Below are 11630 nucleotides of genomic sequence, written 5' to 3'. Positions count from 1 at the left end.
GATGTCGTGGGCGCCGGACGAAAATACCTCCGACGCCCAGTAGGTGCGCAATCAGTTGACCTTTTTCACCGGCGGCGGCGCCCAGGAGCCGTTGAGAACCTCCGCCTTCGGCCAATAAAGGCGCAAGTTCATGGTGAAGGAGCCGCTCGCGGGCGCCGGGAGCCAGTTCGACTCCTTCTCCTTCCCCGGCGACTCGCGCTGAATATAGAGGTCAAGCGAACCGTCGGAATTGAAGGTAAGCCTGTCGCGATCACCAATTGCGTAGCGATCGATCGGATTGGCGGTGAAGAGCTGCCGCTCGTCATACATCGTCAGGGACCAGAAGGCCCGCGCCGGCGGAATCTGATCCTTATTGAAGTGCAGGACATAGCGCTTGCCGCTATCGAATGGCTGGCCATCCGCATCCGCGAAAGCCGTCGGATACACCGCATCGTCGGGGACATTGGCGCCGAGCCCGCCATAGGCCACGCCGGCCCGATGCAGATAATCCGTTCCATATGTGCCGATCGCGGTCAGATTGGTGCGCCAGCCATTCGCGAGCACGCCGGCCTTGCGCCAGGCTTCCTTGATGTCTTTCAGGGCAGAAGGCGGAGCGGCGCTCAGCGCGTCCTGAACGTCCTGCGGCTGCGACGCTACCGAGTAGGCTTTGCCGGGTGTGATGCCGATACGTTTCATGCGATCAAGAATCGGATAGTCGTTGGCGTGCGGCGGATTTTGCTTCATCAACTCGGCGAACATCGCAAAAAACGTCGCTGCGTCCATCTTGTCGACCTGATCCGGCGGCGGGCTCATGTCCTGATCCGGGCGCACTTTGCCCTTCGGCGGCGTGAAAGGCTTACCATAGGCGCTCAGCGGAACGATCTTTATGCCGTCCTGAAATTCGCGCACCGCCTCATAGTCCGCCTTGCCGTTGGTCTGCGTGCGGCCGATCAGGAGACCGGACGCCGTCGGGCTGTCATAGCGCTCGACGCCACGCGGCAACCTCCCGCGCCAGCCCGGCCCGACGATGGCGAAAGTCTGCGCAGCCGTGCCGGTGGTCCGCTTGCCCGGCACGGTGAACACGTCTGTCCAATAGTCCAGGAATGGCAGCAGGAAGTAGCGTCCGCCGGAATCTGGAACGCTGAACACCAGAGGCTCCTTCGATACGTCGAAGGTCAGCGCAGAGTAGAGCGTATCGGCGTTCGGCCGCACGACGATGGTGAAGGAGGCGTCCGGGAACTCGCGTGCGTGCGCGAGCTGATTGATGGGCGCTGTCAGCCCGGCAGGCTCGACGACGTTCGTGCTCGCGCGCCGCGTGACCTCCATCAGCACCATCGGGTAGGCGTAGATATAGGCTTCGCGGGCGATTTCCCGCGCTTCCTCGGCCGACACATCCGGCTGCGCATGAGCGGCCGGCGCCAACAGCGTCAGACCCGCGCATGCGGCTGCAATTAGTGAATTTCGCATGGTCTTCTCCTATGGAATTGGCATGAAACCACGTGAGCGCGGACCGAACGTTTTGTCCGGTCCACGCGTCATTGCTACTTGACCATCTTGAAAGGCGGCGGCGCCCAGGAACCGTCGAGCGCATCCGCGCGTGGCGAATAGAGGCGCATTGTCGGCTGGAACGCCGCCTTCGGCGCTGGGAGCCAGTTGGCTTCCTTATCCTTGCCGGGCGAGTTCGCCTGTACATGGATGTCGAGCGAACCATCGGCGTTGAACTTCAGATCGTCGTGGCTGCTGACGGCGTAGCGATCGATCGGATTGGGAACCTGGAAGCCGTCCTTGTCATACATGGTGATCGACCAGAAGGCGTCCGCCGGCGGCGTCTTGCCCTTATCGAAGTGCAGGACATATTTGTTCGCGCCCGTCAGCGGCTTCCCCTTCCCGTCGACGAAGGAGGTTGGATAGATGGCGTCTTCGGGAAGATTGGCGCCAAGTCCGCCAAGGGCGACGATCGCGCGCCGCAGATAGGACGTGCCGTAAGTGCCCATGTTCTCGCGGCCAATGTTCCAGCCGTTGACATGGTCGCCAGCCTTCAGCATCGCCGCCGGCAAATAGGCGAGCGCGTCCTTCGCCGCCTTGTTGATAATCGCAACCGTGTCCGGGGCGAGCTTCGTCGCGTCGAATGGCCTGCCGGGTTCTATCCCGAGCGCGCGCAGGCGGAACAGAATTGGATAATCATTGCCGTGCGGCGGGTGCTTCGCCAAAAGCTGCGCAAGCCGGGTGAGCATGGCGACGCCGTCGAGACTGTTGATCTGAACGAGCGGCGGAGTCTTGTTGTCGATCGACGGATCGGTCGGGAGCGACTTCGGCGGCGCATAGGCCTTGCCCCACTGCGAGAGAGGCGTCAGCCGGTAGCCGTCCTGAACCTTGTGAACGTTGTCGTAATCGGCCGGCCCATCCGTTTTGGTGCGTCCCAATATCCAGATGACGGGCGTCGGCGCGACGATCTTTTCGACGCCGGCCGGCAGCGCGCCGCGCCAATCGGGAGCAACAATCGCGTAGTTTGCGGCCTTCGCGCCCGTCGTGCGGCTGCCGACAACGGAGAAGACATCCGTCCACATGTCGAGCATCGGCAGGAGGTAGTAGCGGCCCTGCGTATCTGGGACGGACAGTATGATCGGCTCGGACGACACATCGAGCCAGGCCATCGAGTAGAGCGTATCGAAATTATACCGCACCACGTCTTTGTCGGCGGCCTTGGGATAGGCCCGCGCATGAGCAAACTGATTGACCGGCGCGCGGAGATTAATCGTGGTCGCGTCCGGCACGTTGGTCGCCTGACGCATCGTGACATCCATGCTCACAATCGGATAGGCGAAAAGATAGGCGTCGCGCGCGAGCGCGTAGGTCTCTTCGGGCGGCAAGGCGGGCGCCGTGGACTCGGCGGCGACGGTCCCTTCGACGCCGATGAATAGCAGAAAGGCGAATAACGCCCTCCTGAAGCCTCTTGATATGCAAGTCATGACGAAAATTCCTCCTTGTATTATTTCGTGAGCAGGAAGGGATTGCCGGCCGGTGATCGAAACAGCCTATTCTTTGTCATTGGCGAACTGCAATCCGGCCGTGCCGCCGGTTCCGATGAAGAGATCAATGAAGGCCGGCACGGTTTCTTTGCGCGCCCAGTCCCGCTGCAATTCGCAAAAGAGTTGAGCCACGCTGATGGGAACGCCGCCAGCCCGTTCGATGCGGCGCAGCGCCGCTTCGTGAGCCGCGACCGACGTTCCGCCGACGGCGTCGACGACGACAAAGACCTCATAGCCGGCCTTGAGCACGTCGAGCGCGGGGAAGGTCAAGCAGGCTTCCGTCCACAGCGCCGTCATGATCAGCTTTTTGCGTCCGGTCGCTTCAACAGCGCGACGGAACTCGACATCTTCCCAGGAATTGATCGAGGTGCGGTCAATGGTGGGGACATCGGCCAGAGCTTGCCGGACCTGCGGAATCGGCGGCCTGTTCAATCCCGTCTTGACGTTCACCGTCGAATGCACGATTGGCAGCCCATAGGCGACGGCCGCCTTGCACGCGCCGACGATGTTGTTGACGAGCAGTTGCCGATCCATCGAGGCGATGGAGTTCACCTGCACGGGCTGGTAGTCGATGATCACGAAGGCCGCGTTCTGCGAGGTCAAGAGGTGATCTGCGGCGGGGTCGCGTATGGCTTCGCTGGTCATTGAAGCGGTCTCCTCATGGGTTGTTTTCAGGGAAGGATTGGCGTCGGGTGAAGACGCCATGGGCATCCGCGCGCTCCTAGGCGCGGCGAGATCACGCCGGGATGACGCCAAAGCGGCCACTGCTGAAGTCGGCCATCGCTTGCCTGATTTCTTCGGTCGTGTTCATGACGAAGGGACCATAAGCGGCGACGGGCTCGTCAAGTGGCGCGCCAGAGAGAACGAGCAACTTCGCGTCGCCCGTCGCCTCCAGCGTGATTCCTCCGCCCTTGCGATCGAACAGGATGATCTCCGCTTCCCGAGCCTCTTGAATGCAGTTTGCCTTGATCTCTCCCGCGAGGACGACGACGGCGAGCGTTCGGCCTTCCGGCAATGTAAGCGCCGTGCGCTGTCCGTCTCGCAGGCGAACATCCCACACGTCGATTGGCGTGAACGTCCGGGCTGGTCCCCTGTGGCCGCGATAGTCGCCGGCGATCACGCGCACGGAGCCGGCGCCGCCCGGCAGAGGGACAGAAGGAATGTGTCTTCCGAGAATGGCCTGATATCCGGGCGCCACCATCTTGTCTTTGGCCGGCAAATTGACCCAGAGCTGAACCATTTCCAGCACGCCGCCCTTTTCGGTGAAGGCGCGCGAGTGAAACTCCTCATGCAGAATGCCGGAGGCGGCCGTCATCCATTGCACGTCGCCGGGACCGATGACGCCGCCGGCGCCTGTCGAGTCGCGATGCTCGACTTCGCCCTCATAGACGATCGTCACTGTCTCGAAACCGCGATGCGGATGCTGGCCGACGCCGCGCGACTGATCCGCCGGATCGAATATGTGGGGACCGGCATAGTCGAGCATCAGAAAGGGGCTGATGTGCTCGCCGAGCGTTTGTTGTGAGAAAAGCGAACGAACGGGGAAACCGTCGCCGACCCAATGGGGGCGAGGCGCAGAAAAGACGCCGAGGATGTTTCTCATAGATTTCATTCCTGAAGGGCGGCGCCTGCGGCCGCGTTGGCGCATACTTGCCCACAGAACGATCGGAGCGGTAGAAGGCAAAAATTGACCTCACCGTCCTATTTCGTGAACAATGATCTTATGCGCGACCTGAACGACCTCTTTTTCTTCGCTCAAGTCGTCGACCACGGCGGCTTCGCGCCCGCCGCCCGCGCGCTGGGCTTGCCGAAGTCACGGCTCAGCCGCCGTATCCTCACGCTGGAGCAGCGCCTCGGCATGCGCCTGATTCAACGCTCCACGCGAAGCTTTGCAGTGACGGAAATCGGCCAGGAATATTACCGCCACTGCGTCGCGATGCTGGTCGAGGCCGACGCCGCCCAGGACGTGATCGACCGCTCGCGCGCCGAACCGCAGGGCCGTGTGCGGTTGAGTTGCCCGCCGGGTCTCGTCTGCTTTCAGGTTGGCGAGATCATCGCTCGCTTCATGGAGAAGCATCCCCGCGTCCAAGTCTATCTGAAGAGCACGAGCCGACCGATCGACGTGATCGCTGAAGGTTTCGACATCGCCATTCGGGTCCGTTTTCCGCCGCTGGAGGAAAGCGATCTCGTGATGCGGGTCCTGGCGGAAAGCCCGCAACATCTCGTCGCCAGCCCCGCGCTCTTTGACGGAAACTCGAAGCCGCAGACGCCGGCCAATCTCGCGGACCTCCCAAGCATCGACTTTGGTCCGCCTCAACGCCCCCACCAATGGCGTCTGGAAGGCCCCGACGGGGAAACGGCGCTGGTGACGCAGCATCCACGGCTGATCACCGACGACTTCGTGCAAATGCGGCTTGCGGCGCTGCGCGGGATCGGGGTCGCGCAATTGCCAGACTTCGTCGTTGACGATGATCTTGCAGCGGGGACCCTTATTGACGTCCTTCCACAGTGGAAGCCGCACGCTGGGATCGTTCACGCGGTCTTTCCGTCACGCAGAGGTTTGTTGCCGGCAGTCCGCGGGCTTCTCGATTTTCTCGCAGAAGAGTTCGCCAGCGCCGCCAAGGCTCCTGCGCGGGGAGAAGCTACGATGAAGAAAGACCAGCGCAAGGAGAGTTAATGCTCGACCAGCCAACCGACCTGGAACCGTCCAGCAGAACGCTGCTGACAAAGGCCGAGTTTGGGATTCCTCGTGGGACATCCACTCTGACATTCTGCTCGTCGTCATTTATTTCGTGCGCGAGGGCCTTTACGGCGTAGCTTCTGGTGGTGACGGACGAGATTTCTCAGGGACCTCAAACGAAAAACTAGATATAGATGAAATTGCGTTTCGCTGCACTTTCTGCGCGACGAGAGGTCATATACGAAGCGGGCGGCAAGGCCGCTGTGACCGTGAGACGCATCCTGAACTCCTGGGGAACCCCCCAGGCTGGGGATGCGTCTGTCTGCATGAGTCAGATAGCCATCTCCAGTCCGCTGAACGGATGCACAGATGGCCAATACCGAACCGTTATTCACATTGAAAGAGGCCGCTAAGCGGCTTCAGCTTCCCTATTTTCAGATCCAGCGCGCCGCGAAAAAGGGGCTCATCCCGAGCTACCGGCCATTTGGTCGTCGGCCGCTCGTACGAATCTCCGAAATCATCGCATTCATCGAGGCCTCTCGTAAGGGAGGCGCCCAATGAACGAGATGATCATCGCCGATCCGCTGAAGTCGCTCGATTTTCTCGAGTGCATGTTCGGCCCCGAGGGCACGCTGCATCTCATTGCAATCTCCGAGGGCGAGCCGCCGGAAGCCAAGAGCTTTGTTCCCGAGCAGCGGCGCGCGCTGCTGTTATGGGTGCAACAGCGTGAGGGCCGCTCGAACATCTACTTCGCGGCCAACCGCCTCGCTGACGGATTCATGAACCGCAAGGCGAAGAAAGAAAATGTGGCCGCCGCCCTCATGCTGCACGTCGACGTGGACGATCCGGACGCGCTTGAGCGCGTCTCGGCCTTCACGCCAAAGCCGACGGCGGTCGTGTTCTCGGGCGGCGGCTACCAGGCTTTCTGGCTCTTGAAGGAGCCGATGCAAGACCTGGGTCGCGTGGAAGCGATCAATAAGGCGATCGCCGGCTCGCTCGGGGGCGACAATTGCCACAACATCGACCGCATCATGCGCCTGCCCGGCACCATCAACGTGCCGGACGCAAAGAAGCGCGCGAAAGGCCGTGTCGAGGCGCTCGCCTATCTCGTTTCGGAAGAAACGGATTGGTCACGTCGTTATGAGCTCTCGGACTTCGCTGCGCTCCTCACGGTCGTCGCGGTCACCGCGCGCGACCTCGCCCCCGTCGACCTGACCGATCTGCCGGAAAAAGTGTCCGAAGAAACGCGTGCGCTCATCAAGCAAGGAGATGACAAGGATCGCCCCATCGGCTCGTCCAAGCCGCGGTTCAAATCCCGCAGCGAAGCACTCTGGCGCGTGGCGCGCGACTTGGCCCAGGCGAATTGCTCCTGGCCCAGATCGCAGGCGTTTTAATCAACCAGTCTTACGGCATCTCGGCTTCAGTTCTGGAGAAGCGTCGCAACGCCCATGCTTACGCGTTACGTCAAGCTCAGCGCGCTATCGAGGCGGCGAGCAACGGGTGGCAGGACATGACGAAAGCCGGCCAGCCGCGGGCGACGTTTCGCAACGCGATCTTGGCAATGAGGCGCCTTGGCATTGCCTTCGCCTTCGACAAGTTTCGTTATCGCAAGACGGTCGAAGTCGTGGCGATCCAGGAATATCAGGGCGATTTGAGCGACGACGCCTGCGCGAAGCTGCGGCACGCGGCCCTGGAAAAATTAGGATTTGACCCGGGCAAAGAAAACATCCGTGACGCGGCCCACGCGCTCAGCTTGGAAAACCCCCATCATCCCGTCCGCGACTATCTGGGGGCGCTCAAATGGGACGGCGTCGCGCGGCTCGAGAGGTGGCTCACGACTTATCTTGGGGCCGAGGACACTGAGCTCAACGCCGCGATCGGCCGCATTATCCTTATCGCGGCCGTTCGCCGCATTCGCTTTCCCGGCGCCAAGTTCGACACGATCATGGTGCTGGAGGGGCCACAGGGCGGAGGCAAGGCGACCGCGATCAAAATCCTCGCGGGCGAGGAGAATTTCTCTGATCAGGACATCCTTACGCTCGACCACAAATCCCAAATGGAGGCGCTCGAGGGCGTCTGGATCTACGAGATCGCGGAGCTCGAAGGTCTATCTCGGGCCGACACAACGAAAGTGAAAGCCTTCATCTCGAGAACGGATGATCGGGCGCGTCCCGCTTATGGGCGCTTCATAGACGTGCGGCCGCGGCAAGCCGTCTTCATCGGCACGACGAACGACGACAGATATCTGCGAGGCATGAGCGGCAATCGCCGCTTCTGGCCGGTGAAGACTGGCGTCATTGACCTGGCCGCCCTCAGGAGAGATCGAGATCAGCTATGGGCCGAGGCTGCCCACTGCGAGGAGAGCGAAGCATCGATCATCCTTCCAGAGGAGCTTTGGCTCGTTGCGGCCGCGGAGCAGGAGGCGCGTCTGGAGGAGGATCCGTGGCAGGAGAAACTTGCCGATATTCCTTCCACTTATCTGCATGCGAGCGGCGAGTTCGTCCGCGTTTCAACATTCACGCTCATCAACGACATCCTCAAGATACCGACCGAAAAGCAACACCAGCAGCACGCCAAAAGGCTTGCGGGAATTATGCGCAAACTCGGTTGGAGAAGGACCGCTGCAGCTCAAAATGAGGGATTGCAATGCAAGGGGCTATCAGCGCGTGATCAAAGACGGCGAAGAGCTGCCGCCCGCTCCTTTCTGAAGTGATAACGGGCGTAGCGGGAGTAACATGTCACCTTATTAGGTCCGACGATCGGAAGGGAGAGGAGCCTCATCCCTCGCCCTCCGCCAGAGGCGTCGGCGCAGCATGTCTCGCATGTTATACCTGCTACCTTGGCTTAGTTGGCGCTTAGTGACCCCGAGCCAAACGAGCATGAAGTCGTTTTGGCCCGCGCTTCAACGGGCTGCGCCCCTTCCGCCTTTTAATCGCAACGGCTTGTGATGGACGCGCCCCGTCCAATGCTGCGCCAGGGCTCTGATTGCAACTGCGGTTACAGACGCGGCGCTATCGAGGGTTCGCCTTGACCCCCAGATAATTGTGCGCGGCATCGAGCCTGTGTTTTCCTTTGAATATCAACCTCTCTGGCCCATGACCCTCAACATCGCCCTGACCAAACGCATCCGTCGTCGCAAGCTCACTTCCGGCGAGACGATCGAACAGCAACGCTATGTTCTGGATTGGCGTGACCCGCGCACTGGTTCGCGCGAGCAGCGATTTTTCGAGCGCCAAAAGGATGCGCAGGAACAGCGCGCGGCGCTCATCGCCGCCTATGAGCGCGGCTCCTATTCCGCCGAGCGCAAGAAGGTGACCGTCGCCGAGGCCGTAGCCGCGTGGGTCGACGCGAAGCGCGCCGTCGTCCGCGCCAACACTTTCGCGAGCTACGAATTCCAGGCGCGCTACGTCGCCGGCCCGCTGCTCCCCGCCGAAGCCCGCCTTGCGGCCATTCAGTCCGGCACCGGCGCGAAGCCCAATGCGCGAGGCATGACGCTGCTCGGGCCGGTGAAAGTGCAGGAGCTGACGACGCGGCAAATCCGCGAATGGCATCGCCTCATCTCGGAGGAGGTATCGGTCTACTCCGCCAACAAGGCGATGATGATCCTGAAGGCCGCCTTGGCGCTCGCCGCCGAGGACCATGAATTCCGCCCGCCGGCCATGCCCACCAGGCTGCAGCGCCAGCGCGACAAGGCGCGCAAGGCCGTGCTCGCCCCTGAGCAGGTCGCGCGGCTCCTGGGCGCCGCCCAGGACGACGACAAGGGGGTCTACGTCGCCTTTCCCTTCCTCGCCGGCACGCGGCCTTCGGAGCAGCTGGGGCTGCTGTGGGAGGACGTCGACTTCGACGCCAACCTCCTCCGCATCCGCCGCATCCAGCTCAAGGAATCTCCTCAATATTTATAACTCACGCTCGCCGATATGGCCCTCGGCTCTCCGTGGAACATGGCGCCATTGGAGGTCCAGTTCGGTTGGTCGGTGAGATTGGTGAGGCTGACGTCGAACTTCAGATTGTCGTTGACGCTATAGCCGAGCGTCGCGCCGAGCATCTGCTGAGGCGGGAGGGTAAACCCGTAAGTGTTTGGCAGCGTCGCTTCGGTGCGGCTAGCGTAATAGTAGCTGAGGCCCAGCTCCAGCCCCTTCAGATCGCCACTGTCGAAGTTGTAATTTGTCGAGAAATTATAGACGCGGCGCGGCGCGCCGAGCAGGTCGCTGCCGGCCTGGGAAGGGACGTTGTCGTCTTTCGAGACGACGGCGTGCAGGAAAGTCGCCGTCGCATTGACCTTGAGATTGGGGAGCGGCTCGCCGGAAAGATTGACCTCGACGCCATGGCTGTGCTGCTGGCCGGTAACGAGCGAATAGAAGCCAGAGGGATTGGCGGGATTTGCGATCGCGACATTGTCGCGGGTGACGTCGAAGAGCCCGAGCTCGAAGGTCATCTTGTCGTCGAGGAAGCGCCGCCGCGCGCCAATCTCATATTGGGTGTCCTGCTGGGGCGGCGGCGCCTCACCGCCTTGCAGGCGCACTCCAGTATTGGGGATGAGCGACTGGCCATAGGCGAAGAAGAGCTCGTGGACGTCGTCCGGCCGAAAGAGAACTCCCGCGCGCGGATTGAAATAGCCCTGGATCCCCTTGCTCAGACTCGCCGTGGGTTCACCCGCTAGCGAACCAAAGGGATCGAAGACGCGCTCGCGCTGGGCCAGCACGTCGTAGCGCCCGCCGACGAGGAGACGCACATTCTCGCTGATGTCGACGAGGTCCTGGCCGTAGATAGAGCGTCCGATGGCGCGGGCGACGCCGTTCGACCAAAGTGCGCCTGTGTAATCGACGCCCGGCTGGTAGGAGTGAAAGAAGATGTTGAGCGGCGCGACTTCGAAACGAGAGATCGCGTTGGAATAGCCGAAAAAATAGTCCCAATGCTCCAGGCCGAGGAACACATTATGTGACAGGAAACCGGTGTTGAACTTGCCCTCGAGCCGCAATTGCGCATCGAAACTGCGGACGGCGCTGCGCGTGCGCGCCGGATTGCCGAAGACGACCGATTGAACGCCATTAAAACCCCAGCCGGTGAACCAGCCCCATCGGCTGGCAAGCAGATAATAATCCGCAACTGCGGATAGCTTCCAATTCTTGTTCAAGGCGTGTCTGTAGGTGAGGGTCACGTCGTCGGAGATCGGCGTCTCATGTTCGTTGGCGGGCAGACCAGCATAGAATTCGCGTGGAATATGAAAGAAGATAGGGTCGGCCGGAACGCCGTCGCGGTAAACGAGCCGGTCGCCGCTGTGCTCGGCGCGCAGCGTCCAACGATCGCCATTGTCCGCGTCGAAGGACACCATCGGCGCCACGTCGAAATTGCGCCCATGCACAAAGTTGACAAAGCTGCCAGTCGTCTGCGCAGCGCCCGTCAAGCGAAACAGCAGGTTTTTGTTCTGATTGAGCGGTCCATTGAGATCGATTGTCAGCCGGTTCACGCCGAACGCTCCACTCGTCGCGCTCGCCTCGCCAAAAATCTCCAGCTTCGGCTCTTTACGAAAGTAATTGGCCGCGCCGCCATAACCGCCGAGCGCCTTACCGAAGAGCATGGCGGACGGCCCCTTATAGAACTCGACGTGATCCACTGCGGAAAGATTGACGCCCTGAGAGGTGAAGCCGTGCGCGGCGCCGTCGAAAAGCGTCACGCCAGAAGGGAAACCACGCATGACGAAGCTGGGAGAATAGCCCGTATTGGCAGCCGGGGCGTTGATCACGACGCCGCTCTGGTCCCGCCCAAGAGTCTGCGCGCTGGGTCGATCGGCGCCTCGCTGCGAGGTCTCATCTTTTTCCTTCGCTTCCGCGACTTTCTTCTTCTCCGTTGCTTCCTTTGCGAAAGCGGAGGAGACGCAGCCGACTATGATGAGAGCGGCGAGCGACCACCTCATCCCTTCCGTCCGATGGCGGGCGACGAAG

Annotated in this window: 10 protein-coding genes; 5 read left to right on the top strand and 5 right to left on the bottom strand. The window is 61.5% G+C overall.

Annotation, left to right across the window (positions count from 1 at the left end):
- Positions 1-51 precede the first annotated feature (51 nt).
- From ACPFMJ_RS15160 to ACPFMJ_RS15145, 4 genes are all read right to left on the bottom strand, one after another.
- Positions 52-1446: a DUF1254 domain-containing protein gene (locus ACPFMJ_RS15160; RefSeq protein ID WP_424360790.1), complete on the bottom strand. Its 1395-nt coding sequence runs from the start codon at positions 1444-1446 to the stop codon at positions 52-54.
- A 74-nt stretch (positions 1447-1520) separates the two neighbouring features.
- Complete coding sequence (locus ACPFMJ_RS15155) at positions 1521-2948, bottom strand: DUF1254 domain-containing protein (protein WP_424360789.1); 1428 nt, start codon at positions 2946-2948, stop codon at positions 1521-1523.
- A gap of 66 nt (positions 2949-3014) precedes the next feature.
- Positions 3015-3653 carry a hydrolase gene (locus ACPFMJ_RS15150; RefSeq protein ID WP_424360788.1) on the bottom strand — a complete coding sequence of 213 codons (639 nt, stop codon included), beginning with the start codon at positions 3651-3653 and terminating at the stop codon, positions 3015-3017.
- A gap of 91 nt (positions 3654-3744) precedes the next feature.
- On the bottom strand, positions 3745-4611 hold the full coding sequence (locus ACPFMJ_RS15145) for a pirin family protein (RefSeq protein ID WP_424360787.1): 867 nt from the start codon (positions 4609-4611) through the stop codon (positions 3745-3747).
- A gap of 120 nt (positions 4612-4731) precedes the next feature.
- Here ACPFMJ_RS15145 and ACPFMJ_RS15140 point away from each other — a divergent pair, with 120 nt between their 5' ends.
- The 5 genes from ACPFMJ_RS15140 to ACPFMJ_RS15120 all read left to right on the top strand — a co-directional run bounded on the left by ACPFMJ_RS15140 (position 4732) and on the right by ACPFMJ_RS15120 (position 9590).
- A complete protein-coding gene (locus tag ACPFMJ_RS15140) occupies positions 4732-5685 on the top strand; it encodes a LysR substrate-binding domain-containing protein (protein WP_424363882.1) in 954 nt (317 codons plus the stop codon).
- Between the two features lie 372 nt (positions 5686-6057).
- Complete coding sequence (locus ACPFMJ_RS15135; protein ID WP_424360786.1) at positions 6058-6249, top strand: excisionase family DNA-binding protein; 192 nt, start codon at positions 6058-6060, stop codon at positions 6247-6249.
- A complete protein-coding gene (locus ACPFMJ_RS15130; protein WP_424360785.1) occupies positions 6246-7082 on the top strand; it encodes a DNA-primase RepB domain-containing protein in 837 nt (278 codons plus the stop codon). The genes ACPFMJ_RS15135 and ACPFMJ_RS15130 overlap by 4 nt, the downstream gene beginning before the upstream one ends.
- Positions 7083-7249: 167 nt before the next feature.
- On the top strand, positions 7250-8401 hold the full coding sequence (locus ACPFMJ_RS15125) for a VapE domain-containing protein (RefSeq protein ID WP_424360784.1): 1152 nt from the start codon (positions 7250-7252) through the stop codon (positions 8399-8401).
- A 382-nt stretch (positions 8402-8783) separates the two neighbouring features.
- Positions 8784-9590, top strand: a complete 807-nt coding sequence (locus ACPFMJ_RS15120; protein WP_424360783.1) for a hypothetical protein — start codon at positions 8784-8786, stop codon at positions 9588-9590.
- Here ACPFMJ_RS15120 and ACPFMJ_RS15115 read toward each other — a convergent pair.
- Entirely contained in the window at positions 9578-11602 is a 2025-nt protein-coding gene (locus ACPFMJ_RS15115) for a TonB-dependent receptor (RefSeq protein ID WP_424360782.1), read from the bottom strand. The two genes, ACPFMJ_RS15120 and ACPFMJ_RS15115, sit on opposite strands and share 13 nt — an antisense overlap.
- Between the last annotated feature and the right edge of the window lie 28 nt (positions 11603-11630).

Origin of the sequence: Methylocystis parvus, from assembly GCF_049675845.1 — a bacterium.
In the GTDB taxonomy this organism is placed as follows: Bacteria; Pseudomonadota; Alphaproteobacteria; order Rhizobiales; family Beijerinckiaceae; genus Methylocystis; species Methylocystis parvus_A.
The sequence above is the reverse complement of the archived record's forward strand: the minus strand, read 5'-3'. Positions and strand labels throughout refer to the sequence as shown.